22 protein-coding genes are annotated in these 20,197 nt (G+C 67.0%); 10 read left to right on the top strand and 12 right to left on the bottom strand.

Annotated elements, in window-relative coordinates:
- Positions 1 to 32: 32 nt before the first annotated feature.
- From C5O79_RS09575 to C5O79_RS09585, 3 genes are all read right to left on the bottom strand, one after another.
- Complete coding sequence (locus C5O79_RS09575) at positions 33 to 1,214, bottom strand: PLP-dependent aminotransferase family protein (protein WP_047852437.1); 1,182 nt, start codon at positions 1,212 to 1,214, stop codon at positions 33 to 35.
- Between the two features lie 151 nt (positions 1,215 to 1,365).
- Positions 1,366 to 2,274: a DMT family transporter gene (locus C5O79_RS09580; protein ID WP_122474221.1), complete on the bottom strand. Its 909-nt coding sequence runs from the start codon at positions 2,272 to 2,274 to the stop codon at positions 1,366 to 1,368.
- A gap of 54 nt (positions 2,275 to 2,328) precedes the next feature.
- The gene (locus tag C5O79_RS09585; RefSeq protein ID WP_122474220.1) at positions 2,329 to 3,021 is read right to left on the bottom strand and encodes a VOC family protein; all 693 of its coding nucleotides are present in this window, start codon (positions 3,019 to 3,021) and stop codon (positions 2,329 to 2,331) included.
- Between the two features lie 229 nt (positions 3,022 to 3,250).
- Between C5O79_RS09585 and C5O79_RS09590 the strand changes: the two genes are divergently transcribed.
- The 4 genes from C5O79_RS09590 (at position 3,251) to C5O79_RS09605 (ending at position 7,850) form a co-directional block, all read left to right on the top strand.
- Entirely contained in the window at positions 3,251 to 4,711 is a 1,461-nt protein-coding gene (locus tag C5O79_RS09590; protein ID WP_039370360.1) for a PLP-dependent aminotransferase family protein, read from the top strand.
- Between the two features lie 159 nt (positions 4,712 to 4,870).
- Positions 4,871 to 6,769 (top strand): molecular chaperone HtpG, encoded by a 1,899-nt coding sequence (gene htpG, locus C5O79_RS09595; RefSeq protein ID WP_046544687.1) that lies wholly within the window; start codon positions 4,871 to 4,873, stop codon positions 6,767 to 6,769.
- A gap of 8 nt (positions 6,770 to 6,777) precedes the next feature.
- The gene (locus C5O79_RS09600) at positions 6,778 to 7,374 is read left to right on the top strand and encodes a chorismate lyase (RefSeq protein ID WP_089484450.1); all 597 of its coding nucleotides are present in this window, start codon (positions 6,778 to 6,780) and stop codon (positions 7,372 to 7,374) included.
- On the top strand, positions 7,374 to 7,850 hold the full coding sequence (locus C5O79_RS09605; RefSeq protein ID WP_122474219.1) for a DNA-deoxyinosine glycosylase: 477 nt from the start codon (positions 7,374 to 7,376) through the stop codon (positions 7,848 to 7,850). Before C5O79_RS09600 ends, C5O79_RS09605 begins: the two co-directional genes overlap by 1 nt.
- A 54-nt stretch (positions 7,851 to 7,904) precedes the next feature.
- On the opposite strand, the gene C5O79_RS09610 is transcribed toward C5O79_RS09605, so the two are convergent.
- The 3 genes from C5O79_RS09610 to C5O79_RS09620 form a co-directional block, all read right to left on the bottom strand.
- Positions 7,905 to 8,228: a helix-turn-helix transcriptional regulator gene (locus tag C5O79_RS09610; RefSeq protein ID WP_046544689.1), complete on the bottom strand. Its 324-nt coding sequence runs from the start codon at positions 8,226 to 8,228 to the stop codon at positions 7,905 to 7,907.
- Positions 8,225 to 8,587: a type II toxin-antitoxin system RelE/ParE family toxin gene (locus tag C5O79_RS09615; protein ID WP_046544690.1), complete on the bottom strand. Its 363-nt coding sequence runs from the start codon at positions 8,585 to 8,587 to the stop codon at positions 8,225 to 8,227. The genes C5O79_RS09610 and C5O79_RS09615 overlap by 4 nt, the downstream gene beginning before the upstream one ends.
- A gap of 343 nt (positions 8,588 to 8,930) precedes the next feature.
- Complete coding sequence (locus C5O79_RS09620) at positions 8,931 to 9,185, bottom strand: hypothetical protein (RefSeq protein WP_047852431.1); 255 nt, start codon at positions 9,183 to 9,185, stop codon at positions 8,931 to 8,933.
- Between the two features lie 144 nt (positions 9,186 to 9,329).
- Here C5O79_RS09620 and C5O79_RS09625 point away from each other — a divergent pair, with 144 nt between their 5' ends.
- The 3 genes from C5O79_RS09625 (at position 9,330) to C5O79_RS09635 (ending at position 12,235) form a co-directional block, all read left to right on the top strand.
- Complete coding sequence (locus tag C5O79_RS09625; protein WP_046544691.1) at positions 9,330 to 10,247, top strand: spermidine synthase; 918 nt, start codon at positions 9,330 to 9,332, stop codon at positions 10,245 to 10,247.
- Positions 10,248 to 10,445: 198 nt separating this feature from the next.
- Positions 10,446 to 10,688 (top strand): DUF3311 domain-containing protein, encoded by a 243-nt coding sequence (locus C5O79_RS09630; protein WP_011352801.1) that lies wholly within the window; start codon positions 10,446 to 10,448, stop codon positions 10,686 to 10,688.
- The gene (locus C5O79_RS09635) at positions 10,685 to 12,235 is read left to right on the top strand and encodes a sodium:solute symporter family protein (RefSeq protein ID WP_046544693.1); all 1,551 of its coding nucleotides are present in this window, start codon (positions 10,685 to 10,687) and stop codon (positions 12,233 to 12,235) included. Before C5O79_RS09630 ends, C5O79_RS09635 begins: the two co-directional genes overlap by 4 nt.
- A 67-nt stretch (positions 12,236 to 12,302) precedes the next feature.
- Here the strand turns inward: C5O79_RS09635 and C5O79_RS09640 are convergent, their stop codons facing one another.
- The 5 genes from C5O79_RS09640 to C5O79_RS09660 all read right to left on the bottom strand — a co-directional run bounded on the left by C5O79_RS09640 (position 12,303) and on the right by C5O79_RS09660 (position 17,461).
- A complete protein-coding gene (locus C5O79_RS09640; protein ID WP_046544694.1) occupies positions 12,303 to 12,758 on the bottom strand; it encodes a VOC family protein in 456 nt (151 codons plus the stop codon).
- 268 nt (positions 12,759 to 13,026) lie between these two features.
- On the bottom strand, positions 13,027 to 13,980 hold the full coding sequence (gene tal / locus C5O79_RS09645) for a transaldolase (protein ID WP_039370385.1): 954 nt from the start codon (positions 13,978 to 13,980) through the stop codon (positions 13,027 to 13,029).
- A gap of 168 nt (positions 13,981 to 14,148) precedes the next feature.
- Positions 14,149 to 15,360, bottom strand: coding sequence for a benzoate/H(+) symporter BenE family transporter (locus tag C5O79_RS09650; protein ID WP_046544695.1), 1,212 nt, complete (start codon positions 15,358 to 15,360; stop codon positions 14,149 to 14,151).
- A 55-nt stretch (positions 15,361 to 15,415) separates the two neighbouring features.
- Positions 15,416 to 16,591 (bottom strand): VWA domain-containing protein, encoded by a 1,176-nt coding sequence (locus C5O79_RS09655; protein WP_034190734.1) that lies wholly within the window; start codon positions 16,589 to 16,591, stop codon positions 15,416 to 15,418.
- Positions 16,592 to 16,618: 27 nt separating this feature from the next.
- Positions 16,619 to 17,461: a MoxR family ATPase gene (locus C5O79_RS09660; protein WP_011352794.1), complete on the bottom strand. Its 843-nt coding sequence runs from the start codon at positions 17,459 to 17,461 to the stop codon at positions 16,619 to 16,621.
- 246 nt (positions 17,462 to 17,707) lie between these two features.
- Here C5O79_RS09660 and C5O79_RS09665 point away from each other — a divergent pair, with 246 nt between their 5' ends.
- Both C5O79_RS09665 and C5O79_RS09670 read left to right on the top strand, forming a co-directional pair.
- On the top strand, positions 17,708 to 18,067 hold the full coding sequence (locus C5O79_RS09665; RefSeq protein ID WP_011352793.1) for a c-type cytochrome: 360 nt from the start codon (positions 17,708 to 17,710) through the stop codon (positions 18,065 to 18,067).
- Positions 18,068 to 18,107: 40 nt separating this feature from the next.
- Positions 18,108 to 18,467, top strand: a complete 360-nt coding sequence (locus tag C5O79_RS09670) for a cytochrome c (RefSeq protein WP_027786804.1) — start codon at positions 18,108 to 18,110, stop codon at positions 18,465 to 18,467.
- An 85-nt stretch (positions 18,468 to 18,552) separates the two neighbouring features.
- Here the strand turns inward: C5O79_RS09670 and C5O79_RS09675 are convergent, their stop codons facing one another.
- On the bottom strand, positions 18,553 to 18,987 hold the full coding sequence (locus C5O79_RS09675) for a DUF1841 family protein (protein ID WP_011352791.1): 435 nt from the start codon (positions 18,985 to 18,987) through the stop codon (positions 18,553 to 18,555).
- 257 nt (positions 18,988 to 19,244) lie between these two features.
- Here C5O79_RS09675 and C5O79_RS09680 point away from each other — a divergent pair, with 257 nt between their 5' ends.
- Entirely contained in the window at positions 19,245 to 20,174 is a 930-nt protein-coding gene (locus tag C5O79_RS09680; RefSeq protein WP_046544696.1) for a DMT family transporter, read from the top strand.
- Positions 20,175 to 20,197 lie beyond the last annotated feature (23 nt).

Below are 20,197 nucleotides of genomic sequence, written 5' to 3' on the forward strand. Positions count from 1 at the left end.
CCTCGTAGAGAGTCGTGACAGGAAAAAGGGGATCAGAGACGTTCGCGCAGCAGCTTGCCGAGGCGCGCGACGCCTTCCTCGATCTTCTCGGGCGGCACCGTCACGAACGACAGGCGCAGCGTGTTCTGCTGTGCGTTGTCCGCGAAGAATGGTGCGCCCGGCACGAACGCGACGTGATTGTCGACGGCCGTGGCGAGCAGCTTCATGCTGTCGATCTGCGCGGGCAGGTTCACCCAGATGAACATCCCGCCTTCCGGGCGGTTCCACGTGACGCCTTCCGGCATGTGGCGCTCGAGCGCGCCGAGCATCGCGTCGCACTGCGCGCTGTACAGCTCGCGGATCGTCGGGATGTGCTCGTCGAGGAAGCCGTCCTTGATCACTTCGTGCGCGATGCGCTGCGTGAGCGTCGGCGTGTGCAGGTCGGTGGCCTGCTTGGCCTGCACGAGCTTGAAGTGGAGTTCCTCGGGCGCAATGATGTAGCCGATCCGCAGGCCCGGTGCGAGCACCTTCGAGAACGTGCCGAGGTGCACGATGTGATCGGGCGCCATCGACAGCATCGTCGGCAGCGGCTCGCCGCGGTAGTTCAGCGCGCCGTACGGATCGTCTTCCAGCACCGGGAACGGGCTCGACTGCGCGAACGCGGCGAGCGCGCGGCGGCGCTCGACGGGCAGGCGGCGGCCGGTCGGGTTCTGGAAGTTCGGCTGTGCGTACAGCAGGCGCGCGCCTTGCGTGAGTTCGGGCGTCAGGCCGTCCGGCAGCAGGCCCTGCTCGTCGGTCGGCACCTGCACGTAGCGCGGCTCGTACAGCGAGAACGACTGCAGCGCGCCGAGGTAGGTCGGGGTTTCGACGAGGATCGGGCTGCCCGGATCGACGAGCGCCTTGCCGAGCAGGTCGAGCGCCTGCTGCGAGCCGGTCGTGATCAGCACCTGCGACACGCGCACGCTGTAGCGTTCGGCGATCCATTCGCGCAGCGGCAGGTAGCCTTCGGTCGCGCTGTACTGGAGCGCGGCGGCCGGCGCGTCGCGCAGCACGCGATCGGCGGCGGCGCGCATGCGTTCGGCCGGGAACGTGGCAGGGGCGGGCAGGCCGCCGGCGAACGAGATGACCTCGGGGCGTTCCGTGACCTTCAGGATTTCGCGGATCGCAGAGCTCGTCAGCTTGCGTGCGCGTTCGGAAAGCTGCCAGTGCGGCGGATGCAGGTCGCTCGGATTCATAGTCTCCTCGTTCGGATATCGTGGTCAGTCAAGAAAGGTCGTTCGGGCAAATCGCTTCGACGCCGCCGGGTGGGCGGGCGCGAGCGCGATGAAGCCTTCGCGGCCGGGTGGGCAAACCGATCAGGCAAAACGCCCATTATGGCGCAGCTGTTCAGCCGGCGCGAGCCGGTTGCGCGGCGGTGGCGACCGCCGAGCGGCGCCCGAGCACCACGGTGGCGATCACCGCGGCTGCGAACAGCCACGTCGACGGCGTCACCGTTTCGCCGAACAGCAGCGCGGAAAAGGCGATCGTGAAGAAAATCTGCAGCAATTGCACCTGGCCGACGCGCGCGATGCCGCCCATCGCGAGCCCCGCATACCACGCGAAAAAGCCGATGAATTGCGAAAAGAGGGTCACGTAGCCGAAGGCGAGCCACGTGCGCAGCGCGAGCGGGCCCGGATTCGCGGCATGCTGCATCCACGCGAGCCAGCCGACCGGCAGCACGAGGAACGGCGCGGAAACGACGAGCGCCCAGCAGATCACCTGCCAGCCGCCGATCTGGCGCGCGAGGCGCGCGCCTTCCGCATAGCCCAACGCGCCGATGCCGACCGCGACGAGCATCAGTGCGTCGCCGGCCTGCACGGTGCCGCCGCCGTCGCGCAGCGCGAACGCGATCACGAGCGCGCTGCCGGCCACCGCGCTGGCCCAGAACGCCTTCGACGGCCGCTCGTGCGACAGCCAGGCCGCATACAGCGCGACGAACAGCGGTTGCAGCCCGTTGACCACCGCGCCGTGCGAGGCCGGGACCGATTTCATCGCCCACGCGGAGAACACCGGGTACGCGATGATCACGCCGAGCGACGTGATCGCGAGGCTTTTCAGTTGCGCGCGGGTCGGCAGCGGCTCGCGGCGCCACCACAGCAGCAGGCCGGCCGGTACCGCGGCGGCAAGCGCGCGGCCGAGCCCGTTGAGCAGCGGATGGAGTTCGGAGACGACGATCCGCGTCATCGGCAGCGTCAGGCTGAAGATCATCACGCCGATGAGGCCGAGCAGCATGCCCCGGGTTTCGCGCGAATTCATGTGAGGGTTGTCTCCGTGTTGCCGGTATTGGTGTCGTTCAGGGGGGCGAGGTGTTCAGCGCAGCGTGCGCGCGCCCTGCGGCGTGTCGAATTCGGCGACCAGCGCGGGCGGGCCGTCGGCGGTGTCGAGGTCGAGCAGGTGGGCGGCGCCGAGCCAGTCGAGCTGCTCGCGGATCGCGTCCGCACGCGGGTGGGTACCCTTGAGTGCCTTCAGCGCGACGCCGTCGCCCGGCAGCGATTCGGCCGGATGGCGCGCGCTGTCCCACTGGATCAGCGACGGCAGGAGGCCGTCGCCCGCGTCTTGCCATGCGGGGAACGTGCCGTCGTCCGGCACCGTGAGGCCCCAGCTCAGGTCGCCGCGCCGCATTGCGACGACCGGCGGAATGCGCGCCGGGTATTGGCGCTGCCACAGCGCGAGCTGGCGCGGACGGTCGACGCGCGCGACCCAGTGCGCGAGAAACGGGCCCTGCGCGAGCCGCGCGTGCATGGCCAGATCGTCGAGCCCGAACAGGCGCGCGCGCGGCGGCTCCGCGCCGTCGTCCGGCACCGGCGCATCGGGATCGATCGCGATCACTTCGAGGTAGAGCCCGCCCCACGCGCCGAACAGCGCATTGTGGGTCCGCATCAGCGGATGGCGGCCGCCGCCGGCCGGTTCGATGCCGAGGGCGTCGGCGACATGGCGCACGCCTTCATCGAGCGTGCGCGCGGCGATCACGAGATGGTCGAGTGTCAGGGAGCGGGCTGGCATGAACGTCGGTCGGGAAGCGAAAGTGTCATGGTGGGCAGGCGATGCGCGCGGCGGTAGCCGGCCCGGCCGGCGTACCGGCCGCGATGCGGCCGGCGGGCACGGTGCCAGGTGCGGCGGAGCCGGAACGGTGGCCGCACGGCCGCCATTCCGGTCAACTGTAATCGTCGCTACCGGCACAGTAACGGTACAATCGGCGCGATAGCCTTCGGTACAGTTGGAGCTGCCGCCCATGTCCACCGTTCCACTCGCCCAGATTCCCGCGCCGCACGACACGGCCACGCTCACGCTCGTCGACCAGCTTGTCCAGTGGGCGCGACGGCGCATCGACGAGCGCGTGTTCCGGCCCGGCATGCGGATGCCGTCGATCCGCAAGCTCGCGCTCGACAAGAGCGTGTCGCGCTTCACCGTCGTCGAGGCGTACGAGCGCCTCGTCGCGCAGGGCTACCTCGATTCGCGGCGCGGCTCGGGCTTCTACGTGCGCGAGCGCACGGCCGCCGGCCCGCAGCCGGCCGACAGCGTCGCCCGTGTGGCCGAGGCCGCGCCCGTGCACAACACGATCGACGTCGTCTGGCTGCTGCGCAACATGCTGCACACCGTCAGCCCGGAGAAGGGCCCGGGCCTCGGCTACCTGCCGGGCCGCTGGCTCGACGGCGAGCTGATCACCGGCGCGCTGCGCGCGCTCGGGCGCCAGTCGGGCGCGCAGATGCTCGGCTTCGGCACCGCGCAGGGCTTCCTGCCGCTGCGCCAGCAACTGCAGACGCGCCTCGCCGAAGTCGAGATCGGCGCGAAGCCCGAACAGATCGTGCTGGTGTCCGGCATCACGCAGGCGATCGACCTGATCTCGCGGATCTACATGCGGCCGGGCGATGCGGTGATCGTCGGCGATCCCGCGTGGTTCCAGATGTTCGGCCGTTTCGCGGCGCAGGGCGCGCAACTGGTCGGGATGCCGTACACGCCGGACGGCCCCGACCTCGACGCGCTCGAAACCCTGGTGCAGATGTGGCGGCCGAAGATGCTCGTGATCAACTCGGTGCTGCAGAACCCGACCGGCACGTCGTTGTCGGCTGCGCAGGCGTTCCGGATCCTGAAGCTCGCGGAGGCGTACGACTTCCTCGTCGTCGAGGACGACGTGTACGGCGACCTGTGCCCGCCCAGCTATCCGGCCACGCGCCTCGCGAGCCTCGACCAGTTGAAGCGCGTGATCTATCTCGGCAGCTATTCGAAGACGCTCGCGGCGAACCTGCGGGTGGGCTACGTGGCCTGCGCGCCGGAGATCGCGAAGGCGGTCACCGACCAGAAGATGCTGGTCGGGATGACCACGCCCGAGCTCAACGAGCGCGTGCTGTACAAGATCCTGACCGAAGGGCATTACCGGCGCCACGTCGAGCGGCTGCGCGCGCGGCTCGACGGCGTGCGCGACAAGACCGCGCGGATGCTCGAGCGCACGGGGCTCGGGCTCTTCACGATGCCGGCGGCCGGGATGTTCCTGTGGGCCGACACGGGCGTCGATTCGGACGCGCTCGCGGCGGTCGCGCACGAAGCCGGCTTCCTGCTGACGCCGGGCAGCCTGTTCTCGCCGCAGCAATCGCCGTCCACGTGGATGCGCTTCAACGTCGCGAATTGCGGCGATCCGGCGCTCCCCGGGCTGCTCGCGCGCTATATCGATTCGGCGGTGCGGCGCGCGTCGTGACGCGGCGCGGCAGGCCGGCTCTTGAAATGCCGCGCGCCGTCCCCAGATACGCGCGCAAACCGCTGGCGCCAGGCGGTCGTCCTTCATGGGTCCGCCGGCATCGCGCGCCGGGCGCCGGCGTCACCCCCTTTCCAGTTCAAGTAAGAGGAAACAGCATCCATGGCACACGAAACGATGAGCTTTCAGGCAGAGGTCAAGCAACTCCTCCACCTGATGATCCATTCGCTCTACAGCAACAAGGAAATTTTCCTGCGCGAACTGGTGTCGAATGCGTCCGACGCGGCCGACAAGCTGCGTTTCGAAGGGCTCGCGGACAACGCGCTGTACGAGAACGATCCGAACCTGCGCATCCGCATCGGCTACGACAAGGCCGCGCGCACGATCACGATCGACGACAACGGCATCGGCATGAGCCGCGACGAGGCGATCGCGAACCTCGGCACGATCGCGCGTTCGGGCACCAAGGAATTCTTCACGAAGCTGTCCGGCGACCAGCAGAAGGATGCGGCGCTGATCGGCCAGTTCGGCGTCGGCTTCTACTCGGGCTTTATCGTCGCGGACAAGATCACCGTCGAGACGCGCCGCGCCGGCCTGCCGGCGAGCGAAGCCGTGCGCTGGGAAAGCGCGGGCGAGGGCGATTTCACGATCGACGCCATCGAGCGCGCGCAGCGCGGCACGACGATCACGCTGCACCTGCGCGAAGGCGAGGATGAACTGCTGTCGTCGCATCGTCTGAAGTCGATCATCCAGAAGTATTCCGACCACATCGCGCTGCCGATCCTGATGCAGAAGGAAGAATGGGATCAGGAAAAGGGCGAGATGGTCCTGAAGGACGAGGACGAGACCGTCAACCAGGCGAGCGCGCTGTGGACGCGTTCGAAGAGCGACGTCACCGACGAGCAGTACACGCAGTTCTACCAGCACATCGCGCACGATCACCAGGATCCGCTCACGTGGACGCATAACCGAGTCGAAGGTCGCAGCGAATACACGCAGCTGCTGTTCGTCCCGGCGCACGCGCCGTTCGACCTGTGGAACCGCGATTACCGCGGCGGCCTGAAGCTGTACGTGAAGCGCGTGTTCATCATGGACGACGCCGAGCAGCTGCTGCCGCAGTACCTGCGTTTCGTGAAGGGCGTCGTCGACTCGGCCGACCTGCCGCTGAACGTGTCGCGTGAAATCCTGCAGGAAAGCCGCGACGTGAAGGCGATCCGCGAAGGCGTGACGAAGCGTGCGCTGTCGATGCTCGAAGAGCTTGCGAATGCGGAAGAGGATGCCGGCAAGGAGAAGTACAAGACGTTCTGGGGCGCGTTCGGCCAGGTGCTGAAGGAAGGCCTCGGCGAGGATCATGCGAACCGCGAGCGCATCGCGAAGCTGCTGCGCTTCGCGTCGACGCACGGCGACACCGACGCGCAGGACGTGTCGCTTGCCGACTACGTGTCGCGCATGAAGCCCGAGCAGAGCAAGATCTACTACGTGACCGCCGATACGTGGCAGGCCGCGAAGAACAGCCCGCATCTGGAAGTGTTCCGCAAGAAGGGCGTCGAGGTGCTGCTGCTGACCGATCGCGTCGACGAATGGATGCTGTCGTTCCTGCACGAATTCGACGGCAAGCCGCTCGCGAGCGTGGCGCGCGGCGACCTCGATCTCGGCGAGTTGAACGACGAGGAGAAGAAGGCGCAGGAGCAGGCGGGTGAAGCGATCAAGCCGGTCGTCGAGAAGATGAAGGAAGCGCTCGGCGACAAGGTGAAGGAAGTGCGCGTCACGTTCCGCCTGACCGATTCGCCGTCGTGCCTCGTCGCGGACGACAACGACATGAGCGGCTACCTGCAGCGCATGCTGAAGGCGGCCGGCCAGAACGCGCCGGCGATGCAGCCGATCCTCGAGATCAACCCGGAGCACGCGCTCGTGAAGCAACTGAACGCCGACAGCGCCGATTTCGGCGACTGGTGCCACCTGCTGTTCGATCAGGCACTGCTCGCCGAAGGCGGCATGCTCGACGATCCGGCAAGCTTCGTGAAGCGGACCAACGCGCTGCTGCTGTCGCGCGCCGCGTGAACGCGCGGATGCGATTCGACGGCGGTCAGGCCGGCTGGCGCGAGACGCCGCGGCCTGGCTGCACGCTTGACCAGCGCGACTGGCTGACGCGCGGCGGATCGCTCACCGCGCACCTCGCGCGGCTCGGCCGCGTGAATGTGCGCGTGACGCGCGAGGCCGTCGACTGCCCGTGGTTCGACGAGCCGGACGCGCTCGCCAGTGCGCCGCGCGCACCGATGTGGGTGCGCGAGGTGATCCTGTCGGTCGACGGCACGCCGTTCGTCGCAGCGCACAGCATCGCGCCGCTCGCGGCCAGCAAGGGCGTGTGGCAGGCGATGCGGCGGCTGCGCACGCGGCCGCTGGCGGAGCTGCTGTACAGCGATCCGCAGGTCGAGCGTTCGGCGCTCGTCAGCCGGCGCGTGATCGCCGGCCATCCGCTGTATGCGCTGGCGACCCATGCGCTTGGCGGGGCGCGCGCGCCGCATTCGTTCGCCGCGCGGCGCTCGGTGTTCCAGCGTCACGGCAAGCCGTTGATGGTCACCGAGTGCATGCTGCCGGCGCTGTGGCGCCATCTCGATGCGCACGGCGACGGGCCGCGTTCGGGCGGGCCGGGTGGAGGCGCGTGATGTTGCGCGGATTCCCGCCGGTCGTCGCGGCAAATACGCACACGATGATCCTCGGCAGTTTTCCGGGCGAGGCGTCGCTCGATGCCGCGCAGTACTACGCGCATCCGCGCAACCAGTTCTGGCGGCTGCTCGGCACGGTGCTTGGCGAGCACGGGCTGCATGAGCTCGCGTATGACGCGCGGCTCGAGCGCGTGTTGAAGCACGGCATCGGCATCTGGGACGTGCTCGATGCGTGCCATCGGCAAGGCAGTCTCGATTCCGCGATCCGCAATGCGAAGCCGAACGACTTCGCGTCGTTGCGCGAGCATGCGCCGTTGCTGAAGAAAGTGTGTTTCAACGGGAAGACGGCGGGGCGGTTTGCCGAGGTGATCGGTCAGGCCGGGTACGACACGCTCGTGCTGCCATCGTCGAGCCCGGCGAATGCGATGCTGTCTTTCGAGCAGAAGCTCGCGCAGTGGCGTGGAATCCTTTCCTGAAGGATCGGCCCTTTCGGCATCTGCCATTGGCCTCCCGACGCGATCGCGCGGCCGTCACGCTGCGAAGACGACCTCGATGTGCCCTTCGACTTCCGATTGACGATCGGGCCCGACGACGATGTGCACGTCGCGTCCGAGCTTCGCCAGACATTCGAGCATCTTCGTTTCGCTGACGCCGCGAAACTGCCCGCGCAGCATGTTCGACAGCTTCGGCTGCGTGATGCCGAGCAACCGGGCCGCGTGCTGCTGTGTCCATTGGCGCGCCTTGATGATTTCCGCGATCTTCGCGGCGAGTTGGGCTTTCACCCGCATTTCGGCGGCATCGTGCATGCCGAGATCGGCGTAGACGTTGCCGCTGCCCTGTTCGATTTCGATCATCGCCTTACTCCTTGTGCGTGTGCTTCGGCCGCTTTCAGACGTTCGCGGACGAGATCGCTGTCCGGCCTCGGTGTTGCGATACCGATCGACGACTTCTTCTGGAAACAGTGCAGCACGTACACGCTGCTGCCGAGCTTCACCGTATAGACCGCGCGATACGTGCCGTTGTCTTCCGATTCAACGATCTCGAGCACGCCGGCCGAGCCGAATCCTTTCAACGGCTTGGCCTGATCGTGCTTGCGTCCCGTCTGCGCCAGATACAGCGCATAGCCGAACGTGTCCTGCACGGCTTGCGGCATCGCTTTCAAATCCTTGCGCGCTGAGCCGAGCCAGTACAGCGGTTTGATGTATGGATCCATCGATGAATTTATCCCTATTTGGGTATATTTTCAAGCGGTGCGCACGAACGCCGTGCGGCCGCTCAAATGCGGTATCGCGAGCGGGCAGGGCGGGGTGGTAGGGGCAGCAGTCGGCAGATCGAGCAGCACCGACGGGTGACGCCGGTTCAGTACCGGATGCGAGCGTGGCGAAGGCGAATGCGCATGTGACCTGCCGAGCAGGGCCGATTCGTCACATTCTTGCGTTGCGCGGGACCCGAGACAATTCAGCCGTTCGACAGAGCGCTGTCACGGCGTATCGATGATGGAAGGCGGACGGGTGTTTCTTCCCGGCCCGCCGTTGCAGCAGCGGGGTAAGCGAAGCTCAATCGTCCCTGCCCCATCGCCACCGCGGCTTCTCGCCCTTTACCCAGCACACCGCGGTGAGCAGCGTGACCAGCACTACGATGCAGGCGCCATACGCGAACGGCGACTCGCGCGGCGGCACGAGCCATGCGCTCGCGATGATCCCGATCGCGAACAGCAGCAGCACGACCCACCCTTGCCAGGCCACCGGCAGCCCCCATCCCCAGCCGTAGCGTTTGGCCGGAAACCAGATCTTCCTTTCGTTCGACGTCATGTGTTCTCCAGTGATCCGCGAATGCAGCGTAGCGCCGACGCGATTCAACGTCACGAGAGGCCGCGCGTGGGTCGCGGTCTCCGTTCTCCCACCAATGCTATCCTCTCGTCCGCTAAAACCAGCTTCACCCAGCGAGATTCATACATGACCCGACTGATCAAGCGCGCGTCCGCCGAGGCGCGCGCGTCCAAGCGCAGCAAGCCGTCCGCGTACAACGGCTCCGAAAAACTCCAGCCGCCGCGCGTGAAGCGCCGTCCCGAGATCGACGAACACGACGACGTGCCGGTGCTCGAAGCCCCGCGCAAGCCGCGCTTCGCGCCCGTCACGTTCTCGGAAGAGGGCGGCGTGCGCTTCCTGCACTTCGGCACCGAGTGGGTACAAGGCGCGATGCGGATCTCGAAGCCGCTGCATATCGAGCTCGAATACGCACAGCAGATGATGGCGTGGCTGCTGTTCCTCGAAACGCCCGAGCGGATCGTCCAGCTCGGGCTCGGCACCGGCGCGCTGACCAAGTTCTCGCACCGCTTCCTGTCGCACGCGAAGGTCGAGGCCGTCGAGCTGAACCCGGCCGTGATCGTCGCCGCGCGCACGATGTTCGCGCTGCCGCCCGACGATGCACGTCTCGCCGTGCATGAAGCCGACGCCTGGGATTTCGTCAACGATCCGGCCAACCGAGGCACGACGGGCGCGATCCAGATCGACCTGTACGACGCGACCGCGCGCGGCCCCGTGCTCGACAGCGTCGCGTTCTACCGCGCGGTGCGCGGCTGCCTCGCCGGCGCGGGCATCGCGACGATCAACCTGTTCGGCGATCATCCGAGCTTCGTGCGCAACATGAAGCACCTGAACGCGGCGTTCGATCACCGCGTGATCGCGCTGCCGGAAGTGCATGACGGCAACCGGATCGCGATCGCGTTCTCGGGCCCCGCGCTCGACGTGTCGTTCGCGCAGCTCGACGAACGCGCGAAGCTGATCGAGGACACGCTGAAGCTGCCCGCGCGCAAGTGGGTGAAAGCTTTGAAAGAAACCACCGGCGCACGCGACACCTCGTTCGCGATCTGACGCTTCATGCACCAGCGGCATGCCGGTGCAACCACGCGACAGGGGGCGGATCACCTCGGGTTCGCCCCTGCTTGACCGCGTGCCCGCGGCTCCTATACTGGCGCGAAGCCAGGGGAGCCGCAGCCTACCCGTTTTGCGCTCCTCTCGGCGCCGTACCCGCTCAACAAGATCGATAACCGGGAAAGATGAGGAGACGTCATGGCTCACGATGCCGACGCCAACCGGGCCGCGAAGCGCTGGCTCTGGCTGCTGGTACTGCCGCTGATCGCGATGGTCTGGGTACCGTCGTACAGCAAGATCGAACCGCAATGGTTGGGTTTTCCGTTTTTCTACTGGTACCAGCTGCTTTGGGTCTTCATTAGCGCGGTGATCACCGCGTTCGTGTACTTCAAGACCAAGAACGCTTGGAAGGCGAGCGGCCCGCAGGGAGGTGCGCGATGAATCTCGGCGCAACCTTCGTCTTCGTCCTGCTGTTCATCGGCGTCACGATCATCGGTTTCCTGGCCGCGAACTGGCGGCGCGGCGATCTCGCCCATCTCGACGAATGGGGCCTCGGCGGCCGCCGCTTCGGCACGATCGTCACGTGGTTCCTGCTCGGCGGCGACCTTTACACCGCCTACACGTTCGTTGCGGTGCCCGCGCTCGTGTTCGGCGCCGGCGCGATGGGCTTTTTCGCGTTGCCGTACACGATCCTGATCTATCCGTTCGCGTTCGTCGTGTTTCCGAAGCTGTGGAGCATCGCGAAGCGGCACGGCTACGTGACGGCCGCCGACTTCGTCAACGCACGCTACGGCAGCCGGATGCTCGCGCTGGCGATCGCGGTGACGGGCATCGTCGCGACGATGCCGTACATCGCGCTGCAGCTCGTCGGCATCGAGGTGGTGATCGGCGCGCTCGGCTTTGACACGACCGGCTTCGTCGGCGACCTGCCGCTGATCATCGCGTTCGCGATCCTCGCCGCGTACACGTACACGTCGGGCCTGCGCGCGCCCGCGATGATCGCGATCGTCAAGGACATCCTGATCTACATCACGATCGCCGCGGCGGTCATCGTGATCCCCGCGAAGCTCGGCGGCTTCGGGCACATCTTCGCGAGCGTCCCGCCTGCGAAGCTGCTGCTGAAGGCGCCCGACGCGATGAGCCTGAACGGCTACAGCGCGTACGCGACGCTCGCGATCGGCTCCGCGCTCGCGCTGTTCCTGTATCCGCACTCGGTGACGGCGATCCTGTCGTCGTCGTCCGGCAACTCGATCCGCCGCAACATGGCGATGCTGCCCGCGTATTCGTTCGTGCTCGGCCTGCTCGCGCTGCTCGGCTACATGGCGCTCGCGTCGGGCGTGAAGGACATGCCGCAGTACGCGCCGTACTTCAAGGCGTTCGGCCCGAACTTCGCGGTGCCCGCGCTGTTCCTCCAGTATTTCCCGTCGTGGTTCGTCGGCGTCGCGTTCGCGGCGATCGGCATCGGCGCGCTGGTGCCGGCGGCCATCATGTCGATCGCGGCCGCGAACCTGTACACGCGCAACATTCACCGCGAGTTCGTGAACCGCAACATGTCGCACGACCAGGAAACGCACGTCGCGAAGCTCGTGTCGCTGATCGTGAAGGTCGGTGCGGTCGCGTTCATCCTCGGGCTGCCGCTGACCTATGCGATCCAGCTGCAGCTGCTCGGCGGGATCTGGATCATCCAGACGCTGCCCGCGATCGTGCTCGGCCTGTACACGCGCGTGCTCGACCATCGCGGCCTGCTGGCGGGCTGGGCGGCCGGCATCGTGTGCGGCACGTGGATGGCGATCTCGCTGAAGCTGGCCAGCTCGATCTTCACGATCCACCTGTTCGGCCTCGCGATTCCCGGCTATGCGGCCGTGTGGTCGCTGGTCGTGAACCTGGTGGTGGCGGTGGTGGTGAGCGTGCTGGTGCGCGTGATGGGCATGGCGCATGCGGAGGATCGCACGCGGCCGGAGGACTATCTCGACGTGGTGGAAGGCTGACGCTGCCTGCACGGCCATGCAATGAAAAGGCCCGCCACCGGCAAGGTGGCGGGCCTTGTCTTTCGTGTTAGCCCTGCGCGCGCTCCGCGAGGCTCTCGCGCTGCGACAGGTCCTCGACGTTGACCATCCAGTGCACGCCGAAACGATCCTTCGCCATCCCGAAGCCGAGCGCCCAGAACGTCTTGCCGAACGGCATCGTCACTTCGCCGCCGTCGGCGAGCGCATTGAACAGCTTCTGGCCTTCCTCGACCGTCGCCGGATTCAGCGACAGCGAATAGCCGGCGTGCATGCCGCCGCCGGGCTGGCTGCAGTCGCCATCCGAGCACATGATCATCGAGTCGCCGATCGTGAAGCTCGCGTGCATCACCTTGTCGGCCATCTCCGGCGTCATCGGGTAGTCGGGATTCGGCGGCGCGTCCTTGAAGTGCATCTTGAACATCGTCTTCGCACCGAGTGCCTTTTCGTAGAACTGAAGGGCTTCGTCGGCGCGACCGTAGAACGTCAGGTACGGTTGGACTTGCATCGTTGTCTCCTGTATTGAGGGGGCCGGCCTGCGCATCCGCGCGGGTTCGGCGTCGAGCAAGACTGACTGGGAAAGGGCGCATCGGGAAGCGGCCGACGCACCCGTGACGTGGATTGTAGTGCGCGTGCTTGACGATGGAATGAAAATTAAAAACGGCCGCGAACATGACGTTCGCGACCGTGTGCGGCGTGCGTGCTGACGGCTGTTGCCAGTGTTGCTGACAGCCGCTGACGCTTGTTGTGGCTCAGCGGCTCAGCGGCTCAGCGGCTCAGCGCAGCGAGTCGATCAGCTTCTCGAGCTTCACCGCATCGGCGGCGAATACGCGGATGCCTTCGGCGAGCTTCTCGGTTGCCATCGCGTCGTCGTTCAGCTGGAAGCGGAACGCGGCCTCGTCGATCGCGACGCGCGAGGCGGGCTTGTCCTGCAGCGCTTCCGGCGACAGCTTGCGCGTGACGGTCTCGTTGCTGTCCTGCAGCTTCTGCAGCAAATCGGGACTGATCGTCAGCAGGTCGCAGCCGGCGAGTTCGGTGATCTGGCTGGTCGTGCGGAAGCTCGCGCCCATCACTTCGGTCGTGTAGCCGAACGTCTTGTAGTACGTGTAGATGCGGCGCACCGACTGCACGCCCGGATCGTTCGCGCCGCCGTCCTTCTCTTCATTCCACTCGGCGCCGGCCTGCTTCTTGTACCAGTCGTAGATGCGGCCGACGAACGGCGAGATCAGCTGTGCGCCGGCTTCCGCGCATGCAGCAGCCTGCACGAGCGAGAAAAGCAGGGTCATGTTGCACTTGATCCCTTCCTTCTGCAGCACTTCGGCCGCGCGGATGCCTTCCCACGTGGAGGCGAGCTTGATCAGGATGCGCTCGCGGCCGATGCCGGCTGCTTCGTACAGCTTGATGAGTTCGCGGCCCTTGTCGATCGAGCGCTGCGTGTCGAACGACAGGCGCGCGTCGACCTCGGTCGACACGCGGCCCGGGATCAGCTTCAGGATCTCGGTGCCGAATGCGATCAGCAGGCGGTCGATGATGAAATCGGTGCTTTCGTTGCGATGATCGCGGACGGTTTTCTCGAGGATCGGCTTGTACGCATCCTTCTGGACGGCCTTCAGGATCAGCGACGGGTTCGTGGTCGCGTCCTGCGGCTGGTATTGCGCAAGCTGCTGGAAATCGCCCGTGTCGGCGACGACGGTCGTGTACTGCTTCAGCTGGTCGAGTGCGGTAGTCATGGCGATTCGGAAGAAGGGCGCAAGGCGCCGGGTTCTCACGGGCCGCGCGAACGCGGCGGCGAAGCGAGGCGGCGCCGGGCACCGCCTCCGATCCGCTATTCTAGGCCCGATTCGTGTCGGGCACGTTCTGGCGTGTCCGATGGCCGCAGCGGCGGGCGCCGTGCCGCGTCACGCGGGGCGGCGCGCGTTCAGGATCACCTGCGTGACGATCCCCGCCACGAGCCCCCAGAATGCCGAGCCGATCGACAGCAGCGTGAGGCCCGACGCGGTGACCATGAACGTGACGAGTGCTGCTTCGCGCTGCTTCACGTCCTGCATCGCGTTCGCGAGGCCGCTCATGATCGAGCCGAACAGCGCGAGCGCGGCGACCGATACGACGAGCGCTTTCGGCAGCGCCGCGAACAGCGCGGCGATCGTCGCGCCGAAGATCCCCGCGACCAGGTAGAACGTGCCGCACCACACGGCGGCCGTGTAGCGCTTCTCGCGATCCTCGTGCGCTTCCGGGCCCGTGCAGATCGCGGCCGTGATCGCCGCGAGGTTGACGCCGTGCGAGCCGAACGGTGCGAGCAGCAGCGACGCGAGGCCGGTGGTGGCGATCAGCGGCGACGACGGGGTCCGATAGCCGTCCGCGCGCAGCACCGCGATGCCCGGCACGTTCTGCGACGCCATTGCGACGACGAACAGCGGAATGCCGATGCTGACGATCGACGCGATCGAGAACGCGGGCATCGTGAACACGGGTTTCGCGAACGCGATGTGAAAGCCGCTGAAGTCGAGCAGGCCGAGACCGCCGGCCGCCGCCGTGCCGACGATCAGCGTCGTGACGATCGCATAGCGCGGCGCGAGCCGCTTGATGATCAGGTACGTGAAGAACATCGCGAGCACGAGCGCCGTCTGGAACTGCGCGGCGCGGAAGATCTCGATGCCGATCTCGAACAGGATGCCCGCGAGCAGGGCGGCCGCGATGCCGGCCGGAATCTTGCGCATCAGCGTGTCGAACAGCCCGCTCACGCCGACGGCCGTCAGCAGCACCGCGCAGACGACGAACGCACCGATCGCCTCGGGGTAGGGCACGCCGGGCAGCGATGCGATCAGCAGCGCGGCGCCGGGCGTCGACCACGCGACGACGACGGGCGCGCGAAAGCGCAGCGACAGGCCGATCGTCGTCAGCGCCATGCCGATCGACAGCGCCCAGATCCACGACGAGATCTGCGCATCGGTGAGGTGGGCGGCGCGGCCGGCCTGGAACATCAGCACGAGCGAGCTCGTGTAGCCCGTCATCATCGCGACGAAGCCGGCGACGAGTGCCGACACGGAGGTATCGGCGAAAAAGCGGCGGCCGCCGGCGCGGCTGGCGCTCGCGGTGGGCGAGGGGTTCATGCTATCTCCGGGGGGGAGGCCGCTCGGACGCGGCCTTCGTGCTTGGTGGGTGTCGTTACTTGCTGAGTGCGCGCATCGCGGTTTCGAGGCCCGCGAGCGTGAGTGGATACATGCGATGGCCGAGCAGGTCGCGGATCACCGCGACCGATTGCCGGTATTCCCATAGCCGCTCGGGCTCGGGGTTCAGCCACGCATGATGGGGGAACTGGTCGGCGAGGCGGCGCAGCCATACGGCGCCGGCTTCCGGGTTGTTGTATTCGACCGAGCCGCCGGGCTGCAGCACTTCGTACGGGCTCATCGTGGCATCGCCGACGAATATCAGCTTGTAGTCGGGCGTGAACTTGTGCAGCACGTCCCACGTCGCGGTGCGCTCCGAGTGACGGCGGCGGTTGTTCTTCCACAGGTGGTCGTACACGCAGTTGTGGAAGTAGAAGAATTCGAGGTGCTTGAACTCGGCCTTCGCGGCGGAGAACAGCTCTTCGGTGCGCTTGATGTGATCATCCATCGAGCCGCCGACGTCGAGCAGCATCAGCACCTTCACGTTGTTGTGGCGCTCGGGCACCATCCGCAGGTCGAGCCAGCCCGCGTTCGCTGCGGTGCTGCGGATCGTGCCGGGCAGGTCGAGCTCCTCGGCGGCGCCTTCGCGCGCGAAGCGGCGCAGCCGCCGCAGCGCGACCTTGATGTTGCGCGTGCCGATCTCGACGGAATCGTCGTAGTCGCGGTACGCGCGCGCCTCCCACACCTTCACCGCGGTGCGGTTGCCGTTCGACGGGCCGCCGATGCGCACGCCTTCCGGGTTGTAGCCGCCGTGCCCGAACGGCGACGTGCCGCCGGTGCCGATCCACTTGTTGCCGCCTTCGTGGCGCTCCTTCTGCTCGTCGAGCAGTGCCTTCAGGCGCTCCATCAGCTTGTCGAGCCCGCCCATCGCCTCGATCTGCGCCTTTTCCTCGGGTGACAGCTCGCGCTCGAGGCGTTTCTCGAGCCAGTCGAGCGGAATGTCGAATGCTTCGGACGGCAGCGCGGACACGCCGTGGAAATATGCGCCGAACGCCTGGTCGAACTTGTCGAAGTACTGCTCGTCCTTGACGAGCGTCATCCGCGCAAGGAAGTAGAACGCGTCGATCGACGGCGAGATCAGGCCGGCCTTCAGCGATTCGAGCAGCGTCAGGTATTCCTTCACCGAGACGGGCAGCTTGGCTGCGCGCAGCGCGTAGAAGAAATTGAGCAGCATGGCCGGGCCTTCGCGGGTGAGGGAGGATTACCGGTTGTGCCGGTTCATGTAGACGAGCCGTTCGAGCAGGCTCAGGTCCTGCTCGTTCTTCAGCAGCGCGCCCGCGAGCGGCGGCACGATCTGCTTCGCATCCACGCCGCGCAGCTGGTCGGCCGGAATGTTCTCGGCGAGCAGCAGCTTCAGCCAGTCGAGCAGCTCGGACGTCGACGGCTTCTTCTTCAGGCCCGACACACCGCGCAATTCGAAGAAACTCTCGAGCGCCGCGCGCAGCAGCTCTTCGCGGATGTCCGGGAAATGGACCGCGACGATCTTCTGCATCGTCGCCGGGTCGGGAAACTGGATGTAGTGGAAGAAGCAGCGGCGCAGGAACGCGTCGGGCAGCTCCTTCTCGTTGTTCGACGTGATGATGACGAGCGGGCGGTGCTTCGCGCGGACCGTTTCGCGTGTTTCGTACACGTGGAACTCCATCCGGTCGAGCTCGCGCAGCAGGTCGTTCGGGAATTCGATGTCGGCCTTGTCGATCTCGTCGATCAGCAGCACGCTCGGGTGCTCGGCATCGAACGCCTGCCACAGCACGCCCTTGACGATGTAGTTCGAGATGTCCTTCACGCGCTCGTCGCCGAGCTGCGAATCGCGCAGCCGCGATACGGCGTCGTATTCGTACAGGCCCTGCTGCGCTTTCGTGGTCGACTTGATGTGCCACTGCAGCAGCGGCATGTCGAGCGCGGCGGCCACTTCCTCGGCGAGCATGGTCTTGCCGGTGCCGGGCTCGCCCTTGATCAGCAGCGGGCGTTGCAGCGTCAGGGCGGCATTGACCGCGAGCTTCAGATCGTCGGTGGCGACGTAGTGCGAGGACCCTTCGAAACGCATGGCGGCGCTCTTCTCAATCGGGGGAAAAAACCCAGTATAAGTCAGAAGGGCTGTCCGGTTGGGCCGCGCCCGCGTATCGTTGCGGGGCTGTGGCGGGGAGAACCGGGGTGCCTTGTGGACGCGTTCCCCGCCGACGCGGTACAATCTGGCCGTTTTTTTTGGCCTGCGTGGCGACCTGATAAGCATAACGGCGCGGGCCGTTGCCGCTTCGGCGCCAGTTTCCCCTCAAGCTAGGTTACAAGAGCTATGAACAAATTCGTCGGCAAACACGTCGTTGTCGCAGCGCTCGTGGCGCTCGCGGGCAGCGCGCAGGCGGCCGGTGTGGTCGGCAACCCGAAGGACGGGGCGAGCAAGGCCGCCATGTGCATCGGTTGCCACGGCATCCAGGACTACCGCGCGGCGTATCCGGAGGTCTACCGGGTGCCTGTCCTCGGCGGCCAGAACCAGCAATACCTCGAGAACGCGCTGAAGGCCTATCGCAAGAAGGATCGTCACTTCCCGTCGATGAATGCGATCGCCGGTTCGCTGACGGACCAGGACATCGCGGATCTGGCGGCGTACTACGCCGTCCAGAAGGCCGACACGAAGGACAATCCCTACAAGTAAAGCGCGCGCCGCCGATCTGACCGGCGGGACAGGAGCATTCATGAACAACGCATTCAAGACGGCGGCGGTTGCACTGGCGGCCGGCCTCGCGATCGGTACCGCACACGCGGCGGACATCACGAAGGGCAAGGAACTGGTCGAATCGCACAACTGCGCCGCCTGCCACGGCGCGCAGATGAACAAGCCGATCAACGCCGAATATCCGCGCCTCGCCGGCCAGCACGCCGACTACCTCGTGTGGGCGATGCGCCAGTACCAGATGGGCCTGACGAATCCGCTGCTCGGTCGCAACAACGCGATCATGCAGGCGCAGGTGCAGAGCCTGTCGGTCAGCGACATGAAGGACATCGCGGCCTACATCGAGTCGCTGAAAGAAACCGATCTCGTGTTCAAGAAGTAAGCGCGACGGGCCCGACGGGCTCGCGCAGTAAAAATACCCCGCCGAGGCGGGGTATTTTTTTGTCCGCGCGCCGGCGCCGCGGCGCTCAGTCGCGCGAGGCGCGACGCAGGATGCGCTGCAGGTACGCGTCGGTATCGGGCGGCGTGCTGGTGCGCTGCGCTTCCCAGATCGTCTCGCCGAGGCATTCCATGATCACGTGCTGCGCGTCGTGGGTCGAGTCGAGCTTGGCCGCGAGCTTGTCGTGCGCGGCGCGGATGCCGGGCGGCTGATCGATCGACAGCTGCTCGCTGATCGCGAGATGCATCGACAGGTGCAGGAACGGGTTCGTGCGGCCTTCCTCGGGCGTGTACTCGCGCGCGGTCGCGCCATCGGCGTCGGCGAGTTCGTCGTGGTACTCGGGATGCTCGACGATCCAGTCGGCTGCCATCGCTTCCAGCGGCGTCAGGATCTCGCCGGCGCGCTGCTTGCGCCAGGTCTCGGTGAAAAAGCGACGCACTTCGTCGCGGCTTGGATTGAACATGGTGGGGAAACGTCGTGATTCGGACGGCGTGATGCCGCGTCGCGCATTGTACGCCGGGTCGGCGGACGGCGCTGGCGGCGGGCGGGAGCGGGGTGGCGGTGCCGGTCGTCAGCGGGACGCTCCGGTACGCCGTGCAGGCCGGTTTCCACGGTGCCCGGCCAGCGCCCGGGAACGGGTAAGCGCGGGCTAGGCTCGCCGCCGCCGCACCGTTACACTCCGACGATTTCCGGCGCCACGCCGATCGTCCCCATTCCATCATGACCGACACCGCCCGCCCGTCGTCCGCCGCCCTGCAGGGCACGCTCTATGTCGCGCTGTCCGCCGCCGCATTCGGCGCGATGGCGATCTTCGGCCGCTACGCATATGCGGCCGGCGTCGACGTGCTCGGGCTGCTGATCGTGCGCTTCGCGATCGGCGGCGCGGTGCTCGCCGCGATCGCACGGCATCGCCGCGTCGCATGGCCGCGCGGGCGCGCGCTCGCGCCGCTCGTGGCGATGGGGGCGCTCGGCTACGTGGGGCAGTCGTTCTGCTATTTCAGCGCGCTGCAGCACGCGCAGGCGAGCCTAGTCGCGCTGCTGCTTTACCTGTATCCGGCCTTCGTCACGCTGCTGGCCGCATGGTGGCTCGGCGAGCGCCTCACGCGCGCGAAGGGCGTTGCGCTCGTGCTGTGCGTCGCGGGTTCGGCGCTGATGGTCGGCGGCGGGCATGGCGAGCCGCTCGGGATCGCGCTCGCGCTGGCCGCCGCGGTGATCTATTCGCTGTACATCGTCGGCGGCACGAAGGCCACGCGCGGCGTCGATCCGCTCGCGACCACCGCGATCATCTGCCTGTCGGCAACCGCGACGCTCGTGGCGATCGCCGTCGTGCGGACCGCTGCGTTCGGCGCGCCGCCGCGCTGGCCCGCGACGGCCGGCGGCTGGGCGTCGATGCTCGCGATCGCGCTCGTGTCGACGGTCGCCGCGATGCTCGCGTTCTTTGCCGGGCTCGAACGGCTTGGGGCCGCACGCACGTCGATGCTGTCGACGCTCGAACCGGTCGTGACGGTCGCGCTTGCGGCGCTGCTGTTCGGCGAAGCGCTGTCGCCGCTGCAGTGGGCGGGCGGCGTGGCGATTCTGGCTGCCGTGCTGGCGCTGGTGCGCGCGGGCGGCGCGGCGGCAGACGACGCGACGGCGACGTCCAACGCGTAGTCCGGACGGGGAAAGTGGGGTGA

Origin of the sequence: Burkholderia sp. SRS-25, assembly GCF_004343765.1 — a bacterium.
In the GTDB taxonomy this organism is placed as follows: Bacteria; Pseudomonadota; Gammaproteobacteria; order Burkholderiales; family Burkholderiaceae; genus Burkholderia; species Burkholderia contaminans.